This is a genomic window from Enterobacter sp. RHBSTW-00901 (assembly GCF_014103115.1).
GTDB classification, from domain to species: domain Bacteria; phylum Pseudomonadota; class Gammaproteobacteria; order Enterobacterales; family Enterobacteriaceae; genus Enterobacter; species Enterobacter cloacae_P.
Genome location: NZ_JABXPB010000001.1, coordinates 1,151,350 through 1,174,619 on the forward strand (window position 1 = coordinate 1,151,350; position 23,270 = coordinate 1,174,619).

Consider the following 23,270-nt stretch of genomic DNA (forward strand, 5'->3'; position numbering starts at 1 on the left):
ACCAACCACTCAATCATATCTGAAAGCATTTACTAATTTATTAAATCTATTTAGCCGCGCTTACATCAACGACTCTCATTTCAAGATCAGGTTTTAATGGGCTATGAGCCTTGACATAATCGATGATTGACTCAGCAGAACTGGTGCTGCTGATAGTTTTGACATTCGTTCCTTTTAAGAACGCGTCAAATCCATCCCCCCCCGTTGCACAAAATGAGTGTGTCGCAACCCGATATGTTTTTGCTGGATCTACAGGTTGGTTATTAATAGTGAATTTAATAATTCGTTCACCCAGAGGTTTGTTACTGTCATATTCAACATGAACGCTTTTTGACACTTGCAAAACCCCATTGGTGAGATTAGTTGCGTGAATCATTAAATTGGTGAGTTCCTTCCCGGTGAGATCCATTTCAACCAGTTCGTTATTAAATGGGAAGGCAGTGATTACATCACCATATTTTAAATTTCCTTTCGGAAAATCAGCACGCAATCCACCGCTGTTTTGTAATCCCACGACCGCGTCTGGCGCTTTAGCCATCATTGCGTCGATAACTAAATTACCAACAGGTGACGATTCACCATAGGAACGAGTAAATGACGTCGTTGTTGACCCAATAATATGGTCAGTAATACTTTTCAGCTTAGCATTCCATTCATCAATTTTAGCCTGAACTTTTGGATCAGGTTTATATTCGTCAGCAAATACAGTGATTAGCTTACCGTTATAGCCATCAATTTTTTTAGTCTTAGGGTTAAAATCCAATACTAATTTACCGATATCAGTACCATACGCATCTGTTGAAACAACGAGTGTGTCATTGACTTTAATTGGATCTGGCGTACCCACATGAGCATGCCCTGTGATTAACACATCAATACCCTTAAATTTCTTTGCGGTATCGATATCAGCTTGCAGCATTCTGGCGACATCTTTATTTCCGTAGCTTGATTGACGCGCCGGTGTACCTTCGTGGATAAGTAGCACGGTGATATCAACTTTACCTTTTAATGCATCAAGCCCTTTTTGAATGTAAGGCACTTCATCACGAGCCTCTGAGCCAGCGTAAGCCTTAGCGGCAATAGTGTCATAAAATGCAAATTTGCCATGCACCCCAATTACGCCAATTTTTATGCCGTCTTTTTCGACAATCGTCCAGGGTTTATTCCAGACAGGTTTATCACTGCCAGTATAAAAAACGTTGCCCAGTAAAACCGGGAAGTTCGCTTTTGATAACTGCTTAACCATATTATCAACACCGTGATCAAATTCGTGGTTCCCCACCGACACAGCATCAAAAGGCATGGCATTCATTATATCAATGATTGCCTCACCTTTGGTCAGAGTGCTTAGATATGGGCCAGTAAAATAATCACCCGCATCGAAGAAAAATACATCTTTACTTTCTTTCCTGGCATCATTAACGATGGTCGCGATGTTAGCAAAACCGCCGACTGCGCGTTCTTTATCGACAGCTGGAATTTTCCCTGGAGAGACATGAGCATGTAAATCGTTGGTATAATAAATAGTCACATCCTTCGCACTAGTTGGCGCAACTAACGCTGCGGACAAGCACAATGTAATCAGACTCAGTTTTGTCATTATTTTCATAACTAGTTTCCATTTGTTATATAAATTTTAATGATATTTCCCAAAGGGTTCATGTGAATACATGAACCCTTTTATCATTAACGGTTGAATCAATAACGCTCAAATGGCTAATGTTCTACCGCTTAATTTCAATTTTTTTATTAATTGACAGTCATTGATGCTGTTGTGATGAAGCCAGATGACTCTGTATCACTAAATAAAATCCGGCCATTACTTTTTCACATCAGCAACACGCATACCTTTGATCTGTTCATCCGTAACGGAGTTACCTGCTTTGAAGTAATCGATCACAGCGTTAGAAACGTAGTAACCGCCTGTTGTATTACGCGCTTTACCCTCAGTAAACGTGGTGAACCCATCACCACCATCGGCAAGGAAGCTCTGGGTGGCAATATGGTAGACGGTCGCATCCTCAATCGGTTTACCATTCAGCGTAAATACGACGACACGCTGGCCGATGGGCTTACTGCTGTCGTACTTCATTTCCAGGCCTTTAGATACCTGCAAGACGCCATTCGTTAAACTTGCACCGTGTTCCATCAAACTACGCAATTGTTGACCAGTGAGATCCATCGTAGCCAGTTCGTTAGGGAACGGGTACACGCTAATGACGCCACCCATGGTAATAGTGCCTGCCGGTATCTCAGTGCGGATACCACCTGAATTGGTTAAGGCCAGTTGTGTATTTTTACCTGCTGCCGCCAACAAAGCGTCTGCAGCCAGATTTCCCAGCGGAGCCGATTCGCCATAGGCGCGTGTCAATTCAACCGGCGATTGTCCTACTGTCTGTTGCACCACTTCATCAAGTTTCTTATTCCAGCTGTCGATCACCGACTTCGTATGTGGATCGGGTTTCCACTCATCGGCGTAAATGGTTTTCAGCTCAAAGTTTTTCACTGTGAAGTGATGCGGTTTCTCTTTATAGTCCAGTACCAGTTTCCCCACATCAATACCGCCGCTGTCGGTTGAGAGGATCAGCGTATCACCGACTTTAATCGGATCTGGTGTACCGACATGTGCATGTCCGGTAATCAGGATATCCAGCCCTTTAACCTGGCTTGCGGTCTTGATATCTTTATCCAGCGCACGACGGACATCGGTGCCCCCTATACTGGACTGACGGGCAGGCGTTCCTTCATGAACCAGCAGTACCGTCAAATCGACTTTACCTTTCAGTTCATCTAAATAGCGCTGTAACCACTCAATTTCGTCCCGTGCTTCAATACCTACGCGTGTCGCCGCAGAAACGGTATCATTAAAGGCGAACTTGCCATGTAAACCAATGACACCAATTTTCACGCCATCTTTTTCAATGATGGTATAAGGCTTGTCCCAGAATGTTTTGTCACTGTTCTGATAGAATATATTACCCTGTACAATGGGGAATTTTGCCTGGCTAAGTTGTAATAATGTATTGTCCCAGCCATGATCGAATTCATGATTTCCTATTGTGGCAGCATCAAACTGCATAGTATTCATGATATCAATTATAGCCTTTCCTTTTGTCAGGCTACTGATATATGGGCCGGTAAAATAATCACCTGCATCAAAGAACCATGTTGCTTTGTTTTTCGCTTTCTCCTCTTTTACCAGGGTAGTGATATTCGCCCAACCACCGATATCTCGTTTACCGTCTGCAATATAGGGGACTTTATAAGGTTCCACATGAGCATGGAGATCATTGGTATAAATAATGGTGACATCCCTGGCGCAGACCCAAAATGGCAACGTCAGCAAAATACCCGCTGTAATCATTTTTAATTTCATAACGTTTTCCTTTCAGCCATATAAAGATTTGTTACTTTACGTTCTGAAAGGCTTTATTATGTGCATCCGTTCACACAACCAACCAAGAGTTATACGGCAAAATTAGCGACCTCTTAAAATCGTTGGTGACTCATGTCGACTCTGTTTACAATTAATACCTGCAAAACGTTTGGTTGTCGCAATTTAGGGCGACCAACATCTTCAGATTACAGTTGGCCAGACTACAGGCTGGGATATCCTGCATTGCACTGCCGGGCATGTGGGAGTTATCCACCTCTGTTTGATGAGCAAAAATATAGTGAATGGTTGTCTGCTCACTTAACCTCATATGCCGCTGAAAGAGGTCTTTTTTGTCCTGTATGTTATTGCAAAGAAACGATTTGCTATGGCCATAACCCGCAGGGAACACAGCGCATTCAGTGCCGCGCCTGCAAAAAAGTCTGGACACCAAAACAACAATTACGAAGAGAAATGGTATCACCAGAACGGATTGAAACGGTTTCTCTGATTGTGCCGTTCCAGGGAAACAGTGCGGAACAGAAACTGTATGTTCTGCTCAGTTTCGATGCCACTCGCGGTAATATTCTTCATCTCTCCACTAATTTTACTCAGCATCAGATCGGTGAAACCCTGCATTATCGCTGGAGAGGGAATATTGAACCTGATTTGCATCATAGTGATATTGTAAAGCGCGTTGATATGCGCGAGACGCAGTTTTTACGCCGGAGTCAGTTCGATGAAATTCAGTATGGAAGTGCGGTACTCAAACGTAACGCCAAAGGTGCGATTCTACGCCCGGTTATTGCGGCTCATGGGCATTTTCGGGTACTGAACATCCTTTTCCCTGAGGTAAAGACACATGTTATTTCACACGAATGCTTTCTTAGGGGAGCAACTATTACTGCCTGGGCAGAGTTATTTCGCCAACGACAAAGTGAACTTTGGTTTATAGAGGAGGATATAAGTGACAGTGATGATAATAAGCCCTGGTCTTTTCAGGGAACAACATATCATGGATGGTGGAAAAATCAGTGGCAACTCTGGATACAGGAAAAAAACCGTAAGATGGTTTGCTCACTGACGGGTGGGGATAATAGCAATGCTCAAACACTCTCTTTAGCCGCCAGCAGGCTTTATATCCACTGGTTATACAAACAAACAACTTTTACCCACAGTGCCCAGTTATCAGCGGGACGCGTAACACAAATACTCCATTCCCTGGCACAGAGCTACAATTATGAACGTACAGTAACTCATTCAGGTGATTAATATCCGGCTGACCCGCCTTATTTCTCAGCGAACCGTGAGATCCCCTAAGCGCCCAAAAAACGATGGACGTCAAAAAACCCGGTTGTCCTTTTCAGGACAACCGGGTAAAAGATAAGTTCTTCTTTTTAATGTCTCCGGATCCACAGGGATATCCCGAAACTAAAGTTTGGCTCCTCTGACTGGACTCGAACCAGTGACATACGGATTAACAGTCCGCCGTTCTACCGACTGAACTACAGAGGAATCGTGTGAACGGGGCGCATATTATCGATGCTACCCGATGATGTCAAAGGCAGAATGCAGATTTTCGATCGTTTGCCGATTTATTCTCCATTTCGCGCATTTGTCAGGCATTCTGTGGTTTCTGTCACCACAGGTTCCGGTTTGGTACGGGGATATTTCCATAACCAGCGCCCACTTACCATACGCCAGTAGAACAACACGCCGCGTACAGCCCAGTCGAGGAACATCCCCAGCCAGACGCCAATCACCCCCATTCCGAGTATCACCCCCAGCGTATACCCCGCTACAACGCGGCATCCCCACATACCGAGCATCGATACCCACATCGCAAAGCGGGCATCCCGCGCCCCTTTGAGCCCGGCAGGAAGCACCCAGGAGGCCGCCCAAATCGGCATAAACGCCGCGTTCATCCAGATCAGGATTTTAACAACCTCTTTGACATCCTCTTCGCGGGTGTAGAACGATGCCATCAACCCGGCAAAAGGTGCACTCCCCCAGGCGATCACCGTCAGGCCAATGGTCGACAACCAGAAAACATGCCGCAACTGGCGTTCCGCCTGACCAATCTGCCCTTTCCCGAGCCGTTTACCGGTGATAATGGTCGATGCGGAACCCAGTGCGTTACCCGGCAGGTTAATCAGTGAGGCGATGGAGAAAGCAATAAAGTTACCGGCGATGACGTCCGTCCCCATACCAGCCACAAACATCTGCGTGAGCAGCTTGCCCCCGTTAAACAGCACTGATTCAATGCTGGCAGGAATACCAATCCCCATCACTTCCCTGATAATGGTGAAATTGAGCGGGCGGAAATAACTTTTTAGCGTGAGACGCAGCGACGGTGTCATTCCGGTCATCAGCACACCAACAATGGCTGCAGCGCCAATATAACGTGAAATGGTTAGCCCCAACCCGGCTCCAGCGAACCCCAGCCCATTCCAGGAAAAAATGCCGTAAATCAGGATACTGCTGATGATAATGTTCAGGATGTTCATCCCGCCGTTAATCAACAGCGGAATTTTCGTGTTACCCGCCCCGCGCAGCGCGCCACTGCCAATTAACGCAATGGCGGCCGCCGGGTAACTGATTACCGTCATTTCCAGATAGGTCAGCGCCAGGTCTTTGACCTCTTTCGTCGCCTCACCGGCAACAATGTCGATAATCTCTTTACCGAAATAGTGGATCACCGCGGCCAGAATGATCGAAAAAAGGGTCATGATCATCAGCGACTGCCGGGCGGCCTCACGCGCACGTTTGGGATCAAGCTTGCCCAGACTGAAGGCAACAACGACCGTTGTCCCCAGATCAATGGCGGCAAAAAATGACATCACCACCATGTTAAAACTGTCCGCCAGCCCTACCCCGGCCATTGCTTCTTTGCCCAGCCAGCTGACCAGGAAAGTGCTCAGCACGCCCATCAGCAGGACACAGGTATTCTCCAGGAAGATGGGTACGGCAAGAGGGGTGATTTCACGCCAGAACAGAACACGGTAGCTTTTGCGTTTCGCATACCAGGGTGTGCGCATGATCGCGTGGCGTATGGGGGCAGTGACGTTCAAGATGAACCTTAACAAGAAAGTTGAAACTCCATTTCAAATGATGAGGGAGAAATGCGTATCCTGCAAAGTATTTTCCATAAAAATATGTTTGGATTTACAACAAACTGACGACAGAATCAGCAATCAATCGATATTCTCTCAGATCAGGTTTGACAAAACTTTTTTCGCCGCTAATATGTGCCTCCACAACGATTCCTCTGTAGTTCAGTCGGTAGAACGGCGGACTGTTAATCCGTATGTCACTGGTTCGAGTCCAGTCAGAGGAGCCACATTTGAAAAGCCTGCTTTTAAAGCAGGCTTTTTGCTTTTCTGCGTTCTGGTAAAATTACCGGGTGTCGGCTGCACCTTACCCGTCCTGCGGGGATCGAGACCGGCAAGCGTAGCCGCGACGAAGCAGTTGCAGGACCCACCGTTTCCCCTTATGTTGAAAAAAATCATTTTAATGGTGAGAAAAATGGACTCTTTGTTTGTCTATGGCACCCTGCGTCCAGGCCACGTTAATGCGTACATCCTCGAAGACATCGGAGGAGAATGGCTGGCAGGGTCTGTTAAAGGGACGTTTTACGAACGTGGCTGGGGAGACGCCGCGGATTTTCCGGGGATTGTGCTGGATGAAGAAGGTACCAGCGTGGAAGGTTTCCTGTTTCTCTCCCCCCACCTGGACGCGCACTGGCCAATGCTGGATGAATTCGAAGACGGTTATGATCGGGTTGAGGTGAACGTGACCACGCAAGGCGGTAAACAGATACAAGCCTGGATTTACCAGCTCCAGCCGCGTTCTGAGTGATAAAAAAAGGCTCTCTGTCACCAGAGAGCCTTTTTCACCATTCGCTGCGATTACTCGCTTTTAGCTTCGCCGTTTTTGATTTCACCCATCACTTTCAGCTTCTTAGAGATGTCGCGGCGTTCTTTGGACAGCTCAGCGTTTTTGATGATGTAGTCATCAACGCGGTCTTCGTAGTCGCTCTTCATGCTGGCGATAATGCCCTGAATAGCTTCAACGCTCATACCTGGCTTGATGTAGTCGCTCAGGTTGTCCAGCAGCAGTACACGTTTCTGGTTGTCACGGATCTTCTTCTCAACGTCCTGGATTTCACGCTGCAGTTTGTTTTTGCGGCGGAACAGGCGGACGAATTCCAGAACATCCTGGAACGAAGGCTTAGTAGTTTCCATTTTTACACCCCTGATAATGTGAGATTCGGATTCGTTAAAGCAACCGTTGTAACAGTACCTTACTGACAGCGGCTGCGAATGACAATGAGTATATCGTTTAAAGCTATCATAACCCCAATTGATGCTGAATCGAAGCAGCAGGCGTCACATCTGGAGATAGCTGCTTTTTATTTGCGCAATGCGCGGCAAATGAGATGCGATAGCAGCTCCAGCTGTCGTGCCAGCTCCATGCTCAGCCAGACATATCCATGAATCGGTGTTTCTGCCACATTGTCGCTCTGACGCTCATTAATTAACTGTTTTAGTTCAGCAACGATTTCATTCAGCCGCTCGCTATTGGCAAGTATGGGTTGCGGATTCCCTTCATAGAGTGCGTGGGCGATGGTTAACAGCGTTTGCTGCGTCATCTGCTGCGTCTCTTTCAGCGTATGCGCGTTCAGCATCAACAGATGGCTGGGACGAGAAGCCCAGTGGGCGTTGATCTGCAGTTCAAGCATACACACCAGGTTGCGGCTCACCGTCTGGATAGCTTCGAAAATCGATTTCTGAATATGAGTCTCTTTGCTGGCTGGGGTAATCAGGCCACGCATTTTGACCACATCATTGAGGATCTTTTGTAAGTGCTTTTCCAGCCGGGGACGTTCAACCAGATTAGGGGAAAAACCAGCCTGATAGACACGGTTAAACGCGGTGACGTAGTTTGCCATCTGAATACGCCAGTGCAGGAAAGCACGCTGTGGCCAGATACCGGTGAAGAGCATGGCCAGCAATGAGCCGAAAATAACATCTCCGCTTCGCCACAGTGCAGTGGTCATATCACCCGCAGGTGCACCGACAACCACAGAGAGGGTAATGCCAATCAGCAATGCCTGATAAGGCTTTTTGCCCAACGCCAGCCAGCCGCAGAGGAACATGGCCACCGCACACCATACCAGCATCACCGGGAGTGAGATCAGCTCCAGCTTCAGGGCGATCAACCCCAGTGCAGAGCCTAAAACCGTGCCACCAATGCGTTCAAAGGCACGGGGGACGACATTACCCCAAAACGAGATAGGCCCCATGATGACCACCAGCGTGATCAGCGGCCACGTCCCTTCAGGTACATTCAGTAAACGGACCAGCACAAACGTCAGAACGAACGCCAGCGCGATGCGACACCCATGCACCACGCGATAATGCTGGTACAACCGAATTTCAAAAGACGTTAATGATTTGTCGGGACGCACACCCGCTCTCCAGCAATACGGCAAATCACGATTGTACTGTGTTTTCAGCCGGGCGGATCACACCCGGCTGAAAAACCCTGTTTTTTCCAGGCTTAACCGGCTTTACGTTCTACTGCCACATACATCTCGATGTCCCAGTATCCATCCGCATTACCGTCATTGAGGTAACGCTCGAAGCAAGGTTTAGGGGCAATCTGGTATGTGTTGTCCTGCAAAAGAGAATCAAAGAACTGGTACCACGGAGTCGCGAAATCGTAGTTTTCGACGCGCGCCATCGCAACGGCATACTCCCCTGCGGCGATTTCGGTCGTCATGACCCCTTCACTGTTATCAGGGATAACGAAATTGTCCGGAACCGTTACTGCAGTATCACAGCGCAGTTTTTCAGCCGGGACTTCATCCGGGTTATCGTAGTACACCGCAACCCACTCCAGCGGCTGAACGTGACATCCATCCACCCACATCACCAGCTGTTCAAAGCCCTGTTTTACCGTTTTGTCCCACGGCCCCACCAGATGGAAGCCCGCGATCTTACGTTTCTGCTGCTGCTTGATGCTGTAGTCCATGTTACCTCCATTTATTACTGTATATTTATACACTATAAAGCAGATGTTGAATGTTCAGCAAACGAGGAGTGTTTATTATGTGAGCAGACTCGCAACCCTGCCAGTCTGCTCCGCGGGATTAACAAAAACCGTCAGATTTTGTGATGCAGATAATCACCAAGACGGGAGAAAAAGCCACCTTTATCAACCGCTTCCAGCGTTACCAGCGGCCAGTGCGCGACCACTTTGTCACGGTCGTACAGCTGGATCTCCCCTACCCGCTGATGGGCAGCAATCGGCGCTTCCAGCTCTTTTTTATCCAGAACGTATTTTGCCTTAATGTTTGGCACTTCCGCTTTAGGTAAGGCCAGCCAGAAGTCCTGGTCGGTTCCCAGCTTTATCTGCTCTTTGTTACCGTACCAGATACGCTCCGTCCCCACCTTTTTACCATTGTGCAGGATCTGCACGGTATCAAAGTTCTGTTGACCCCAGTGCAGTAATTTACGCGCCTGATCTTCACGCCCTTTCGGGCTGTCCGCCCCCATCACCACCGCAATTAAACGACGCTGGCCGTCAACCGCTGAAGCAATCAGGTTAAAACCGGCTCCCGACGTGTGACCCGTTTTCAGGCCGTCCACGTTCATGGTTTTTTCCCACAGCAGACCGTTACGGTTTTGCTGGGTGATCCCGTTCCAGGTGAGGCTCTTTTCGCTGTACATATGGTAGAACTCAGGTTCACCGTGAATGATGGCCCGGGACAGCACGGCCAGGTCATAAGCAGAACTGTGTTGTCCTGGTGCATCCAGACCGTGCACAGTTTCAAAGTGCGTATCGCGCAGGTTCAACTTTTGCACATAGTCATTCATCATGTTCACAAACTGCGGTTGACCACCCGCCACATGATCCGCCAGCGCCACGCAGGCATCGTTACCGGAGTCAACAATCAGGCCGCGGCTCAGGTCGCGTACGGAAACGCGATCGCCAGGCTTCAGGAACATCAGCGATGAACCGTCAAAGACCGGATTACCTTTTGCCCACGCGTCATGGCCTACGGTGACGATGTCATCAGGACTAATACGATGACTATCAATGGCGCGGTCAACGACATAGCCCGTCATCAGCTTAGTGAGACTCGCCGGGTTGCGTTGTTGGTGTTCGTTGCCCGCCGTTAAGATCTGACCAGTGGTGTAATCCATCAGCACCCAGGATCCGGCCTGGATGGCCGGAGGCTGCGGAGCAAAATCCAGCGGTTCAGCAGCCAGCGCAGATGAGATACTCGAAGCGAGTAAAGAAACAGCAATAAACAGACGGCGTTTCAACGGTATATCCTCAGGTCATTAAAAATCGTTGACCTTTTTACGGGAGTTCTGATGTCGTTACCTGCCTTAATTGCAAAAAAATGTGACAGAGCGCGGATTTTTCTCTGAAGCAGCGCCGCAAATTTGAGAGCCGTCGGCGCTTTTTATTCGGCCTGGCTACCACAATCGTTTACCATGGTGGCGTCAATTTTTAACAGGATGGTATTACTGGTGTCTGATTCTGCCGCGCGCCCAACATTTTTATTCCACGACTACGAAACCTTTGGCACCCATCCGGCGCTGGACAGACCGGCGCAATTTGCCGCCATCCGTACTGACGACGAGTTCAACATCATTGGCGAGCCAGAGGTGTTTTACTGCAAACCCGCCGATGACTACCTGCCGCAACCCGGCGCGGTCATGGTCACCGGGATCACACCTCAGGAAGCGCGGGAAAAAGGGGTTAACGAGGCGGAGTTCGCCCGCCGTATCCACGACCTGTTTACTGTCCCGAATACCTGCGTCGTGGGATATAACAACATTCGTTTTGATGACGAAGTGACGAGGAATATTTTCTATCGCAACTTCTTCGATCCGTATGCGTGGAGCTGGCAGAACCGCAATTCACGCTGGGATTTGCTGGACATTATGCGAGCCTGTTACGCGCTGCGCCCGGAAGGGATCAACTGGCCAGAAAATGACGAGGGGCTGCCGAGCTTCAGGCTGGAACATCTGACGCGCGCCAACGGAATTGAGCACAGCAATGCCCACGATGCAATGGCAGACGTGTATGCCACCATTGCAATGGCGAAGCTGGTGAAAACCGCTCAGCCACGGCTGTTTGACTACCTGTTGAGCCACCGCAGCAAGCAGAAACTCACCACCCTGATCGACGTGCCGCAAATGAAACCGCTGGTGCATATTTCCGGCATGTTCGGCGCATGGCGCGGCAATACCAGTTGGGTGGCTCCGCTTGCCTGGCATCCTGACAACCGTAATGCCGTCATCATGGTGGATCTGGCCGGGGATATCTCACCCCTGCTGGAACTTGACAGCGATACGCTGCGCGAGCGGCTCTATACCCCGAAAAATGAGCTGGGTGACCTGCCCGCCGTACCGGTAAAACTGGTGCATATCAACAAATGTCCGGTGCTGGCGCAGGCCAATACGCTGCGTCCGGAAGATGCCGACCGGCTGGGTATCAACCGTCAGCACTGTCTCGATAACCTTAAAGTGCTGCGCGACAACCCGCAGGTACGGGAAAAAGTGGTGGCTATCTTCGCGGACGCAGAACCGTTTGTGCCGTCTGACAATATCGATGCGCAACTCTATAACGGTTTCTTCAGTGATGCCGACCGTGCGGCCATGAACATCGTACTGCAAACCGAGCCACGAAATTTACCGGCGCTCGATATCACCTTTGCCGATAAACGTATCGACAGACTGATGTTTAATTACCGGGCGCGTAATTACCCCGGTACGCTGGATGAAGTGGAGCAAGAGCGCTGGCTGCAGCATCGTCGTAACGTCTTTACCCCGGAATTTCTCAATCGCTATGCCCAGGAGCTGGAGATGCTGTACGGCCAGTACGAAGGGGATGCAGAAAAGCAGGCGCTGTTGAAAGCCCTGTTCCAGTACGCGCAGGAGATAGTCTGAATTGTCGATATAAAAAAACCGGAGGCGATGGTCTCCGGTTTTTTTTGTCTGGTGACGTTATATTACGCGACGTCTTCGTACTGAGGTACCGGGTTACGGAAGCTTCTGGTTACGCATGCCAGGTAAACCAGACCAATGCCGCCCCAGATCAGACCCAGAATCATCGAACTTTCTTCCAGGTTAATCCACAACGCGCCAACCGTCAGCGCACCACACACTGGCAGCACCAGATAGTTGAAGTGGTCCTTCAGCGTCTTGTTACGCTTCTCACGGATCCAGAACTGAGAGATCACGGAGAGGTTAACGAAGGTAAATGCCACCAGCGCACCAAAGTTAATCAGCGCCGTTGCGGTGACCAGGTCAAATTTAATCGCCAGCAGTGCAATTGCGCCAACCAGCAGCACGTTCCACGCAGGGGTACGCCATTTCGGATGAACATAACCGAAGAAGCGCGTCGGGAACACGCCGTCACGACCCATTACGTACATCAGGCGAGAAACACCCGCGTGTGCCGCCATGCCGGATGCCAGAACGGTCACGCTGGAGAAAATCAGCACGCCCCACTGGAAGGTTTTACCTGCAACATACAGCATGATTTCAGGCTGTGACGCATCCGGATCTTTAAAGCGTGAGATGTCCGGGAAGTACAGCTGCAGGAAGTAAGAAGCACCAATAAAGATCAGGCCGCCAATCAGCGCAGTCAGGAAAATCGCTTTCGGGATCACGCGCTCTGCATCTTTCGTCTCTTCAGACAGAGAAGAGATGCCGTCGAAGCCCAGGAACGAGAAGCACAGGATAGTCGCACCGGTGATCATCGGCACAACGTGCGCACCTTCGGACCAGAACGGACGCGTGCTGGTCAGCGTACCTGCGCCTTCACCGTGCATTACACCGTAAATGATCAGGCCGACGATAACTGAAACGATACCCATCTGCAGGATAACAATCAGGGTGTTGAAGTTAGCCACGGTCTTGATGCTGCGCAGGTTAGAGATGGTCATAAAGGCCACCAGCGCCACAACGAAGATCCACGACGGTACGGAAGGTACCAGCGCTTCAAAGTAAATTTTCGCCAGCAGAATGTTGATCATCGGCATGAACAGGTAGTCCAGCAGAGATGACCAGCCCACCATAAAGCCAACCGCCGGGCTAATGGATTTCTGAGCATAGGTGTAGGCAGAGCCTGCGGACGGGAAACGGCGAACCAGTTTACCGTAGCTCAGCGCTGTAAAGAGAATGGCGACCAGCGCAAAGGCGTACGCCGTTGCAACGTGACCGTCAGTAAGGCCAGATACGATACCGAATGTATCGAACAGCGTCATTGGTTGCATATAGGCAAGACCCATCATAACAACCGGAATCAACGTAAGTGTTTTACGTAATTCCACGCGAGAGGTTTTTGGAGTTGCGTTATGCGACATCGTTAATCTCCTTTACGGTGATAACCGCCACGTAAGCGAAAAATTGCCCCATTTTCTGTATTCCTCAGCGACAACAACTGTCGGATTTTAGTAAATATCTATCCGGTACGAAGCCCGGCCTCTTGGTTTTTTAGTTTCGTTTCGTACATGCAAAAAAAAATAACCGACGCCTTTTATATCGTCGATTATTCATTTGTTTGCAGCCGCGGCATTTTGCCCTATTCCAGACACAAAAGGCAATAGATAGAGAAACCTATCAATAATTTCCCGCATCTAACTGGTTGATTTCTCAGCAGCACCGGGAGTGTAAACGGCTGCGATAGCACTATTTGCTAAAATTTCATCTCGCCACCAGGCGCTGGCAAGCCCTGCCGTTTGTTCATTCCAGCCAACCCAGACCGACTCATTACTGCTTTGAGCAAGTACCTGTTTTTCAACAAGCGCACCGCTGTCAATAAACCGCTGCGCCAGATAGCGCGGCAAATAGCCGCAGCCCAGCCCGCTTATTTGCAGCTCCAGCTTGGTTTTAAAATCGAAAACGGTAATCGCCTCCTGCTCGTCGAGCAGTTGCGAAGAGATGGCACACTCTGGCCGTGAGCTGTCGCCCACCACAATGGCACGATACCCCTTAAGGATACGTCGATTAATGGGCTCAGGCTCCTGGGCCAGAGGGTGATGAGGCGCGACAACAAAAACCTGCTCCAGCAGGCCCAGACGGGCAAAACCAAAATCGCTCAGTTGGGGAGGTTCACGTAATGCCCCGACGATGATGTCCGCCCGCCCCTGCGTTAAGGCATCCCACGAGCCGCCCAGCACACCATTAATGAAAATCAACCGGGTCACGCTATGGCGCTGATAGAACGCCTCAATCAGCGGCGTCAGGAGGGAAAACGGAAAGGTATCATCCACGCCAATCACCAGCTCGTTCTCCCAGCCCTGATGGAGCTTAACGGCCTGTTTTTCCAGTTCGCGAACGGTGTGGAGAACTTCACGCCCTTTTTCCAGAAGCATCTGCCCGGTGCGGGTAAAACGTGCGCGGTGTCCGGAGCGATCGAGAAGCTGGATATTGAGATCGCTTTCCAGTTTATGAACGGTGTAACTCAGCGCGGAAGGGGTTTTGTAGAGCTTCGCTGAGGCCGCCGCAAAGCTCCCCTCTTTTTCCAGTGCATCCAGAATAATCAGAACATCCAGCAGCGGTTTCATGTTCGCCCCCCTCCGGCATGCGATCGTCTCCGCTGATGGCATTATTCCATTGGCATCACCAGCGGGTCGGGATACTGGTACTCAAATCCCAGTTCATGACAAATGCGATTACCATCAATAATTTTGCCTTTACCTTCGCCTTTAGCATCGCCAAACACTGGCGGAGCCAAACCTAACTGACGCGCCATCAGCGGATAAAACGTGCTACGCGCTGGATGAGAAGGCGCACATATATTATAGATGTGCCCACCTTTTGGAGCCTGTAAGAGTAGCTCAATTGCGCCGATAACGTCGTCAAGATGCACGAGATTGACGCCATGTTGTCCGTCAGGGGCTGACTTCCCGGCAAAAAAACGTCCCGGATGTCGTCCCGGGCCAACCAGCCCTGCCAGACGCACAATATCAACCTGAGTACCGGGAAGATTGTGCAGCCAGTCTTCCAGCTCTTTAAGCACCTGGCCACTCGCCGTCACCGGACGGCGTACGGTGGTCTCCTTTACAAGACCATCAACATCACCGTAGACCGATGTCGAGCTGGTAAAAATAATACGCGGGATATGGTGCGCCAGCGCACTGTCGACAATCTCCTGCATTGCCTGCAGATAGAATGACTCACCCGGGCCACTGCGTCGTGCCGGTAAGGTAATGACCAGCGCATCGACGTTCATCAGCGCGTCCAGATCGTCAGCATCACATACCAGTTCAGGCTCAAGCCGCAGCTCGATGCCATCAATACCGCACATGCGTGCCGCTTCCACCCCATCCGCTGTGGTTTTACTCCCGGTCACTTGCCAGCCTTTCGTGGCTAATGACATCGCCAGCGGCATTCCCAACCATCCTAAACCGACAATCGCGACCTTTTTCATGCGAATTCTCCTGACTCTCAACCACCTGTATTAAGGCTACGCCAGCACTGAGGAACACACAATTTATAGCATCAATATGAAATGAATTAATGATCAAAAAAACCCCTTGCAATATGGCGTACAAGTGGTTTAGGTTAAAAGACATCAAATGAATAAGCATTCATCGAGAATTTATATGACACGCGTTCAATTTAAACACCACCATCATCACCATCATCCTGACTAGTCTTTCAGGCGATGTGTGCTGGAAGACAGTTAGATCTTCCAGTGGTGCATGAACGCATGAGAAAGCCCCCGGAAGATCTTCTTCCGGGGGCTTTTTTTTGGACCGAATTCAGACAGGTTAAAACAGGTTAACGAGGAACACAGAATGTTAGATAACTCACGTTTACGCATAGCTATTCAAAAATCAGGCCGTTTGAGTGACGATTCACGCGAACTGCTGGCCCGCTGCGGGATTAAAATTAACCTGCACACTCAGCGCCTGATTGCACTGGCTGAAAATATGCCCATCGACATTCTGCGCGTGCGTGATGACGATATCCCGGGGCTGGTGATGGATGGCGTTGTTGACCTCGGCATTATCGGCGAAAACGTGCTGGAAGAAGAGTTACTGACTCGCCGTGCCCAGGGCGAGGATCCGCGTTACTTTACCCTGCGTCGTCTGGATTTCGGCGGCTGCCGCCTGTCGCTGGCCACACCGGTCGATGAAGCCTGGGATGGCCCGGCCGCGCTGAACGGTAAGCGTATTGCCACCTCTTACCCGCACCTGCTGAAGCGTTATCTGGATCAGAAAGGCGTGCAGTTTAAATCCTGCCTGCTGAACGGTTCTGTTGAAGTAGCGCCGCGCGCGGGTCTGGCTGACGCTATCTGTGACCTCGTCTCTACCGGTGCCACGCTGGAAGCGAACGGCCTGCGCGAAGTAGAAGTGATTTATCGCTCTAAAGCCTGTCTTATCCAGCGCGATGGCGAAATGGCCGATGCCAAACAGCAGTTGATCGACAAACTGCTGACCCGTATTCAGGGCGTCATTCAGGCTCGCGAATCTAAATACATCATGATGCACGCGCCTACCGAGCGTCTGGATGAAGTGATTGCCCTGCTGCCAGGCGCTGAGCGCCCCACTATTCTGCCACTGGCGGGCGATCAGCAGCGCGTGGCAATGCACATGGTGAGTAGCGAAACCCTGTTCTGGGAAACAATGGAAAAACTGAAGGCACTGGGCGCAAGCTCCATTCTGGTGCTGCCAATTGAGAAGATGATGGAGTAACGGCCATGAGCTTTAACACAATCATCGACTGGAATAATTGTACCGAAGAGCAGCAAAGTGAGTTGCTGATGCGCCCGGCGATCTCCGCCTCTGAGAGCATCACCCGCACCGTAGCGGAGATCCTCAATAACGTCAAAGCCCGGGGTGACGATGCGCTGCGTGAGTACAGCGCGAAGTTTGATAAAACCGAGGTTGGTGCGTTAAAGATCACAGAACAGGAAATGGCAGACGCCAGTAACCGTCTCGGAGATGAGATTAAGCAGGCAATGGCCGTCGCGGTGAAAAACATCGACACCTTCCATACCGCGCAAAAATTGCAGACGGTGGATGTGGAAACCCTGCCGGGCGTGCGCTGCCAGCAGGTCACGCGCCCGGTGGCATCTGTCGGCCTGTATATTCCCGGCGGTTCTGCGCCACTGTTTTCTACAGTATTAATGCTGGCAACCCCGGCGCGTATCGCCGGTTGCCAGAACGTGGTGCTCTGCTCCCCACCACCGATTGCCGATGAAATTCTGTATGCCGCAAAGCTCTGCGGCGTGCAGGAGGTCTTTAAAGTGGGTGGCGCGCAGGCGATTTCCGCGCTGGCATTTGGCACCGAATCGATCCCTAAGGTCGACAAAATTTTCGGCCCGGGCAATGCCTTTGTGACCGAAGCCAAGCGCCAGGTCAGCCAACGGCTGGACGGCGCAGCCATTGACATGCCTGCCGGCCCGTCGGAAGTGCTGGTGATTGCCGACAGCGGTGCAACACCGGACTTCGTGGCCTCTGACCTGCTCTCCCAGGCAGAACACGGCCCGGATTCGCAGGTGATTTTACTGACGCCAGATGCCGATATGGCAAAACGCGTGGGTGAAGCGGTAGAACGTCAGCTCGCGGATCTGCCGCGCGCCGAAACGGCACGCCAGGCGCTATCCGCCAGCCGCCTGATTGTGGCTCGCGATATTGCCCAGTGTATTACCATTTCTAACCAGTACGGTCCGGAACACCTGATCATTCAGACCCGCAACGCGCGTGACCTGGTGGACGGTATTACCAGCGCTGGCTCGGTGTTCCTGGGTGACTGGTCGCCGGAATCCGCGGGGGATTACGCCTCCGGAACCAACCACGTTCTGCCGACTTACGGCTATACCTCCACATGCTCAAGCCTCGGTCTGGCGGATTTCCAGAAACGCATGACCGTGCAGGAGCTGTCTCGTGAAGGATTTGCCGCTCTGGCTTCCACCATTGAAACCCTGGCAGCAGCCGAACGACTGACCGCCCACAAAAACGCCGTGACGCTGCGTGTTGCAGCCCTGAAGGAGCAAGCATGAACATTGAAGAATTAGCCCGCGAAAATGTCCGTCGACTGACTCCTTATCAGTCTGCTCGTCGCCTGGGGGGGAAAGGTGATGTCTGGCTGAATGCCAACGAATTCCCGACGGCAGTGCAATTTGAGCTGTCACAGCAAACGCTGAACCGTTATCCGGAATGTCAGCCAAAAGCCGTGATTGAAAACTACGCGCAATACGCGGGCGTGAAGCCTGAGCAGGTACTGGTCAGCCGTGGGGCCGATGAAGGGATTGAGCTGTTGATCCGTGCCTTCTGCGAGCCGGGTAAAGATGCAGTCATGTACTGCCAGCCAACCTACGGGATGTATGGCGTCAGCGCTGAAACCTTTGGTGTGACGTGCCGCAACATACTGTCGCTGGACGACTGGCAGCTCGATCTCCAGAGCATCGCCGATAATCTCGACGGCGTGAAAGTGGTGTTTGTCTGCAGCCCAAATAACCCAACCGGACAGATTATCAAGGCGCAGGATATCCGCACCTTGCTGGAGATGACTCGCGGTAAAGCGCTGGTTGTGGCTGACGAAGCCTATATTGAGTTCTGCCCGCAGGCCACGCTGGCAGGCTGGCTCGCAGAGTACCCACACCTGGTGGTACTGCGTACCTTATCAAAAGCGTTTGCCCTCGCAGGCCTGCGCTGCGGGTTTACGCTGGCAAATCAAGAGGTCATCGACCTGCTGCTGAAAGTGATCGCCCCGTATCCACTCTCTACACCGGTAGCCGATATCGCTGCACAGGCGCTGGCTCCGCAGGGCATCGACGCCATGCGCGAACGCGTGGCGCAGATCCTGGAAGAGCGTCAGTATCTGGTGAGCGCCCTGAAAGCGATCCCCTGCGTTGAGCAGGTATTCGACTCTGAAACCAACTACATCCTGGTGCGCTTTACCGCGTCCAGCGCCGTGTTTAAATCTTTGTGGGATCAGGGCATTATCTTACGAGACCAAAATAAACAACCATCCTTAAGCGGCTGCTTGCGTATTACTGTGGGCACCCGTGCAGAGAGCCAGCGTGTTATTGACGCCCTGAAAGCGGAGAAAGTATGAGTCAGAAGTATCTCTTTATCGATCGTGACGGCACTATTATTGCCGAGCCACCAACCGACTTTCAGGTCGATCGTTTCGACAAACTGGCTTTTGAACCCGACGTGATCCCGGTACTGCTCAGGTTGCAGAAGGCCGGGTTTAAGCTGGTGATGATCACCAACCAGGACGGACTGGGCACGGACAGTTTCCCACAGGTGGATTTTGACGGCCCGCATAACCTGATGATGCAGGTACTCTCCTCTCAGGGAGTGATGTTTGATGAGGTGCTGATCTGTCCACACATGCCAGCCGATGAGTGCGACTGTCGTAAACCGAAAGTGAAGATGGTTGAGCGTTATCTGGTGGAAGAGCTGCTTGATAAAGCGAATAGCTATGTCATCGGCGACCGCGCTACCGACATTACGCTTGCCGAAAACATGGGAATTCCCGGCCTGCGCTACAACCGCACCGACCTTAACTGGGCGAAGATTGGCGAGCAGTTAACCAAACGTGACCGTTACTCGCACGTTGAACGCAACACCAAAGAGACACAAATCGACGTTAAGGTCTGGCTGGATCGCGAAGGTGGCAGCAAAATCCACACCGGCGTTGGCTTCTTTGATCACATGCTGGATCAGATTGCCACCCACGGCGGCTTCCGCATGGACATTACCGTCAAAGGTGACCTCTATATTGACGATCACCATACCGTGGAAGATACCGGTCTGGCGCTGGGAGAAGCACTGAAGCTGGCCCTGGGCGACAAGCGCGGCATCAACCGTTTTGGTTTTGTCCTGCCGATGGATGAGTGTCTGGCACGCTGCGCGATGGATATCTCTGGCCGTCCGCACCTGGAATACAAGGCAGATTTCACCTACCAGCGCGTCGGCGATCTGAGTACCGAAATGGTTGAGCACTTCTTCCGTTCCCTGTCTTACACCATGGGCCTGACGCTGCACCTGAAAACCAAAGGCAAGAACGACCACCACCGCGTGGAGAGTCTGTTCAAAGCCTTTGGCCGTACTCTGCGCCAGGCGATCCGTGTGGAAGGTGACGCCCTGCCCTCATCGAAAGGAGTGCTGTAATGAATGTGGTGATTCTGGATACCGGATGCGCCAACCTGAACTCCGTGAAGTCGGCCATTACACGCCATGGCTATGCGCCAGCGGTGAGCCGTGACCCGGATGTGGTGCTGCGTGCAGACAAGCTCTTCTTACCCGGCGTGGGTACCGCGCAGGCGGCGATGGATCAGATCCATGCGCGCGGGTTGGTTGATCTCATCAAAGCCTGTACCCAACCGGTGCTTGGCATTTGCTTAGGGATGCAGTTACTGGGCCGCCGCAGTGAAGAGACCAACGGCGTCGACCTGCTCGGGATTATTGACGAAGACGTGCCCAAAATGGCCGATCACGGTCTTCCTCTGCCCCACATGGGCTGGAACCGCGTTTACGCAAAAGCGGGCGACAGGCTGTTTCGCGGTATCGAAGACGGGGCTTATTTTTACTTCGTCCACAGCTATGCCATGCCGGTCAACCCATACACTATTGCGCAGTGCAACTACGGTGAACCTTTCACCGCTGCGGTACAAAAAGACAATTTCTTCGGCGTGCAGTTTCACCCGGAACGCTCAGGTGCCGCAGGCGCTCAGCTGCTGAAAAACTTCCTGGAGATGTGATGATTATTCCCGCTTTAGATTTAATTGACGGCACGGTTGTTCGTCTCCATCAGGGTGATTACGGCCAGCAGCGCGACTACGGTAACGATCCGCTGCCACGCCTGCAGGATTATGCCGCACAGGGTGCACAGGTGTTGCACCTGGTTGATTTGACCGGAGCGAAAGACCCGGCAAAACGCCAGATCCCACTGCTCAAAAAACTGGTGGCTGGCGTGGAGGTTCCCGTGCAGATTGGCGGTGGTGTGCGTACTGAAGAGGATGTCGCTGCCCTTCTGGATGCAGGGGTTGCGCGCGTCGTGGTTGGCTCTACCGCCGTCAAAGACCCTGAAAGGGTGAAAGGCTGGTTCCGCCGCTTTGGTGCTGATGCGCTGGTGCTGGCGCTGGATGTCCGCATCGACGAACAGGGTAATAAGCAGGTTGCCGTCAGCGGCTGGCAGGAGAATTCCGGCATCACGCTGGAAGCGCTGGTTGATCTTTATCTGCCCGTTGGCCTGAAGCACGTACTGTGTACGGATATCTCCCGCGACGGGACGCTGGCCGGCTCTAATGTCTCGCTGTATGAAGAGGTCTGCGCGCGTTATCCGCAGGTGGCATTCCAGTCGTCCGGCGGAATTGGCGACTTAGCCGATATCACCGCGCTGCGCGGTACTGGCGTGCAAGGTGTGATCGTAGGGCGTGCCTTACTGGAAGAAAAATTTACTGTGACGGAGGCGATTCAATGCTGGCAAAACGGATAATCCCTTGTCTGGACGTACGTGACGGCCAGGTGGTGAAAGGCGTGCAGTTCCGCAACCACGAGATCATTGGTGACATTGTCCCTCTGGCAAAACGCTATGCCGATGAAGGTGCAGACGAGCTGGTGTTTTACGATATCACCGCCTCCAGCGACGGCCGCGTAGTGGATAAAAGCTGGGTGTCACGCGTGGCAGAGGTTATTGATATTCCGTTCTGTGTGGCGGGCGGGATTAAATCAGCGGAAGACGCGGCCCAAATTCTCTCTTTCGGTGCCGACAAGATTTCCATTAACTCCCCTGCGCTGGCAGACCCGACGTTAATCACCCGTCTTGCTGACCGCTTCGGTGTACAGTGTATTGTCGTGGGGATCGACACCTGGTACGACGCCGAAACCGGCAAGTACCACGTCAACCAGTACACTGGCGATGAGAGCCGGACGCGTATGACCCAATGGGAGACGCTGGACTGGGTGCAGGAAGTACAAAAACGTGGCGCGGGTGAAATCGTGCTAAATATGATGAACCAGGACGGCGTGCGTAACGGTTATGACCTGGAGCAACTGAAGAAAGTACGCGCGGTTTGCCACGTACCGCTGATTGCCTCCGGTGGAGCAGGAACGATGGAGCACTTCCTGGACGCTTTCCGCGATGCGAACGTTGACGGTGCGCTGGCGGCCTCCGTGTTCCACAAACAGATTATTAATATTGGCGAGTTAAAAACGTACCTGGCCGGCCAGGGCGTGGAGATCAGGGTATGTTAACAGAGCAACAACAGGCACAACTGGACTGGGAAAAAACTGACGGATTACTGCCAGTGGTTGTCCAACATGCCGTTTCAGGCGAAGTGTTGATGCTGGGGTATATGAACCAGGAGGCGCTGACGAAAACCCTCGACAGCGGCAAAGTCACCTTTTACTCGCGCACTAAGCAGCGCTTGTGGACGAAAGGGGAAACCTCTGGCCATTTCCTGAACGTGGTCAGCATTACGCCAGACTGCGATAACGATACCCTGCTGGTGCTGGCGAACCCCATTGGCCCAACCTGCCATAAGGGCACCAGCAGTTGTTTCGGCGAAGCAAGCCATCAGTGGCTGTTCCTGTATCAACTGGAACAGTTACTGGCTGAGCGTAAAACAGCTGACCCGGCAAGTTCCTATACGGCTAAGCTGTATGCGAGTGGTACCAAGCGTATTGCGCAGAAAGTTGGGGAAGAAGGTGTTGAAACGGCGCTGGCTGCAACCGTGCACGACCGGGAAGAGCTGACTAACGAAGCGTCAGATTTGATATATCACCTGTTGGTGCTGTTGCAGGATCAGGATCTGGATTTAACGGCAGTGGTTGAGAATTTGCGTAAGCGTCATAAATGAAAAAGACCGGGGAAACCCGGTCTTTTTTTGTCTGCAGGTCTGCAAC

The 23,270-nt window shown here is 51.6% G+C and carries 22 protein-coding genes, 2 tRNA genes, 1 pseudogene and 1 other annotated feature; of the genes and pseudogenes, 13 read left to right on the forward strand and 12 right to left on the reverse strand.

Annotated elements, in window-relative coordinates; genetic code table 11:
- Positions 1 to 46 precede the first annotated feature (46 nt).
- Both HV318_RS05660 and HV318_RS05665 read right to left on the reverse strand, forming a co-directional pair.
- On the reverse strand, positions 47 to 1,609 hold the full coding sequence (locus tag HV318_RS05660; protein ID WP_182271938.1) for a bifunctional metallophosphatase/5'-nucleotidase: 1,563 nt from the start codon (positions 1,607 to 1,609) through the stop codon (positions 47 to 49).
- A gap of 210 nt (positions 1,610 to 1,819) precedes the next feature.
- The gene (locus HV318_RS05665; RefSeq protein WP_182271939.1) at positions 1,820 to 3,376 is read right to left on the reverse strand and encodes a bifunctional metallophosphatase/5'-nucleotidase; all 1,557 of its coding nucleotides are present in this window, start codon (positions 3,374 to 3,376) and stop codon (positions 1,820 to 1,822) included.
- A gap of 132 nt (positions 3,377 to 3,508) precedes the next feature.
- On the opposite strand from HV318_RS05665, the gene HV318_RS05670 reads away from it, so the two are divergent.
- Positions 3,509 to 4,645, forward strand: a complete 1,137-nt coding sequence (locus HV318_RS05670) for a cytoplasmic protein (protein WP_182271940.1) — start codon at positions 3,509 to 3,511, stop codon at positions 4,643 to 4,645.
- Positions 4,646 to 4,812: 167 nt separating this feature from the next.
- On the opposite strand, the gene HV318_RS05675 is transcribed toward HV318_RS05670, so the two are convergent.
- Together HV318_RS05675 and HV318_RS05680 are read right to left on the reverse strand one after the other, a co-directional pair.
- Positions 4,813 to 4,888: transfer RNA gene (locus tag HV318_RS05675), tRNA-Asn, on the reverse strand.
- 80 nt (positions 4,889 to 4,968) lie between these two features.
- Positions 4,969 to 6,476: pseudogene (locus HV318_RS05680) on the reverse strand (EmmdR/YeeO family multidrug/toxin efflux MATE transporter).
- A gap of 161 nt (positions 6,477 to 6,637) precedes the next feature.
- Between HV318_RS05680 and HV318_RS05685 the strand changes: the two are divergent.
- Both HV318_RS05685 and HV318_RS05690 read left to right on the forward strand, forming a co-directional pair.
- A tRNA-Asn gene (locus tag HV318_RS05685) sits at positions 6,638 to 6,713 on the forward strand.
- Positions 6,714 to 6,898: 185 nt separating this feature from the next.
- Complete coding sequence (locus HV318_RS05690) at positions 6,899 to 7,231, forward strand: gamma-glutamylcyclotransferase family protein (protein WP_182271942.1); 333 nt, start codon at positions 6,899 to 6,901, stop codon at positions 7,229 to 7,231.
- Between the two features lie 50 nt (positions 7,232 to 7,281).
- Here the strand turns inward: HV318_RS05690 and HV318_RS05695 are convergent, their stop codons facing one another.
- From HV318_RS05695 to dacD, 4 genes are all read right to left on the reverse strand, one after another.
- Positions 7,282 to 7,617: a DUF496 family protein gene (locus HV318_RS05695; RefSeq protein WP_008499467.1), complete on the reverse strand. Its 336-nt coding sequence runs from the start codon at positions 7,615 to 7,617 to the stop codon at positions 7,282 to 7,284.
- A 167-nt stretch (positions 7,618 to 7,784) separates the two neighbouring features.
- Positions 7,785 to 8,843: an FUSC family protein gene (locus HV318_RS05700; protein ID WP_182271943.1), complete on the reverse strand. Its 1,059-nt coding sequence runs from the start codon at positions 8,841 to 8,843 to the stop codon at positions 7,785 to 7,787.
- A gap of 92 nt (positions 8,844 to 8,935) precedes the next feature.
- Complete coding sequence (sbmC, locus tag HV318_RS05705) at positions 8,936 to 9,409, reverse strand: DNA gyrase inhibitor SbmC (RefSeq protein WP_182271944.1); 474 nt, start codon at positions 9,407 to 9,409, stop codon at positions 8,936 to 8,938.
- A gap of 131 nt (positions 9,410 to 9,540) precedes the next feature.
- Positions 9,541 to 10,713, reverse strand: coding sequence for a serine-type D-Ala-D-Ala carboxypeptidase DacD (gene dacD, locus HV318_RS05710; protein WP_182274541.1), 1,173 nt, complete (start codon positions 10,711 to 10,713; stop codon positions 9,541 to 9,543).
- Between the two features lie 192 nt (positions 10,714 to 10,905).
- Here dacD and sbcB point away from each other — a divergent pair, with 192 nt between their 5' ends.
- Positions 10,906 to 12,342 carry an exodeoxyribonuclease I gene (gene sbcB / locus HV318_RS05715; RefSeq protein WP_395123052.1) on the forward strand — a complete coding sequence of 479 codons (1,437 nt, stop codon included), beginning with the start codon at positions 10,906 to 10,908 and terminating at the stop codon, positions 12,340 to 12,342.
- A 62-nt stretch (positions 12,343 to 12,404) separates the two neighbouring features.
- On the opposite strand, the gene HV318_RS05720 is transcribed toward sbcB, so the two are convergent.
- The 4 genes from HV318_RS05720 to HV318_RS05735 all read right to left on the reverse strand — a co-directional run bounded on the left by HV318_RS05720 (position 12,405) and on the right by HV318_RS05735 (position 15,832).
- Entirely contained in the window at positions 12,405 to 13,763 is a 1,359-nt protein-coding gene (locus HV318_RS05720) for an APC family permease (RefSeq protein ID WP_182271945.1), read from the reverse strand.
- Entirely contained in the window at positions 13,753 to 13,815 is a 63-nt protein-coding gene (yoeI, locus tag HV318_RS24495; protein ID WP_155267937.1) for a membrane protein YoeI, read from the reverse strand. Before yoeI ends, HV318_RS05720 begins: the two co-directional genes overlap by 11 nt.
- A gap of 221 nt (positions 13,816 to 14,036) precedes the next feature.
- Positions 14,037 to 14,966 carry a LysR family transcriptional regulator gene (locus tag HV318_RS05730; protein WP_182271946.1) on the reverse strand — a complete coding sequence of 310 codons (930 nt, stop codon included), beginning with the start codon at positions 14,964 to 14,966 and terminating at the stop codon, positions 14,037 to 14,039.
- 41 nt (positions 14,967 to 15,007) lie between these two features.
- Complete coding sequence (locus HV318_RS05735) at positions 15,008 to 15,832, reverse strand: SDR family oxidoreductase (RefSeq protein ID WP_182271947.1); 825 nt, start codon at positions 15,830 to 15,832, stop codon at positions 15,008 to 15,010.
- Between the two features lie 175 nt (positions 15,833 to 16,007).
- On the opposite strand from HV318_RS05735, the gene hisL reads away from it, so the two are divergent.
- The 9 genes from hisL (at position 16,008) to hisIE (ending at position 23,224) form a co-directional block, all read left to right on the forward strand.
- Positions 16,008 to 16,058, forward strand: a complete 51-nt coding sequence (hisL, locus tag HV318_RS05740) for a his operon leader peptide (RefSeq protein WP_001364200.1) — start codon at positions 16,008 to 16,010, stop codon at positions 16,056 to 16,058.
- Positions 16,034 to 16,157 (forward strand) — a sequence feature (His leader region). It overlaps the preceding gene by 25 nt.
- Positions 16,158 to 16,202: 45 nt before the next feature.
- Positions 16,203 to 17,102: an ATP phosphoribosyltransferase gene (gene hisG / locus HV318_RS05745; RefSeq protein ID WP_000886595.1), complete on the forward strand. Its 900-nt coding sequence runs from the start codon at positions 16,203 to 16,205 to the stop codon at positions 17,100 to 17,102.
- A 5-nt stretch (positions 17,103 to 17,107) separates the two neighbouring features.
- Positions 17,108 to 18,412, forward strand: a complete 1,305-nt coding sequence (gene hisD / locus HV318_RS05750) for a histidinol dehydrogenase (RefSeq protein WP_182271948.1) — start codon at positions 17,108 to 17,110, stop codon at positions 18,410 to 18,412.
- Entirely contained in the window at positions 18,409 to 19,470 is a 1,062-nt protein-coding gene (hisC, locus tag HV318_RS05755; RefSeq protein WP_182271949.1) for a histidinol-phosphate transaminase, read from the forward strand. Before hisD ends, hisC begins: the two co-directional genes overlap by 4 nt.
- Positions 19,467 to 20,534 (forward strand): bifunctional histidinol-phosphatase/imidazoleglycerol-phosphate dehydratase HisB, encoded by a 1,068-nt coding sequence (hisB, locus tag HV318_RS05760; RefSeq protein WP_182271950.1) that lies wholly within the window; start codon positions 19,467 to 19,469, stop codon positions 20,532 to 20,534. Before hisC ends, hisB begins: the two co-directional genes overlap by 4 nt.
- The gene (hisH, locus tag HV318_RS05765) at positions 20,534 to 21,124 is read left to right on the forward strand and encodes an imidazole glycerol phosphate synthase subunit HisH (RefSeq protein WP_182271951.1); all 591 of its coding nucleotides are present in this window, start codon (positions 20,534 to 20,536) and stop codon (positions 21,122 to 21,124) included. Before hisB ends, hisH begins: the two co-directional genes overlap by 1 nt.
- Positions 21,124 to 21,861: a 1-(5-phosphoribosyl)-5-[(5-phosphoribosylamino)methylideneamino]imidazole-4-carboxamide isomerase gene (gene hisA / locus HV318_RS05770; RefSeq protein ID WP_182271952.1), complete on the forward strand. Its 738-nt coding sequence runs from the start codon at positions 21,124 to 21,126 to the stop codon at positions 21,859 to 21,861. The genes hisH and hisA overlap by 1 nt, the downstream gene beginning before the upstream one ends.
- Positions 21,843 to 22,619, forward strand: a complete 777-nt coding sequence (gene hisF / locus HV318_RS05775) for an imidazole glycerol phosphate synthase subunit HisF (RefSeq protein WP_182271953.1) — start codon at positions 21,843 to 21,845, stop codon at positions 22,617 to 22,619. The genes hisA and hisF overlap by 19 nt, the downstream gene beginning before the upstream one ends.
- Positions 22,613 to 23,224 carry a bifunctional phosphoribosyl-AMP cyclohydrolase/phosphoribosyl-ATP diphosphatase HisIE gene (gene hisIE, locus HV318_RS05780; RefSeq protein WP_182271954.1) on the forward strand — a complete coding sequence of 204 codons (612 nt, stop codon included), beginning with the start codon at positions 22,613 to 22,615 and terminating at the stop codon, positions 23,222 to 23,224. Before hisF ends, hisIE begins: the two co-directional genes overlap by 7 nt.
- Positions 23,225 to 23,270: the final 46 nt, after the last annotated feature.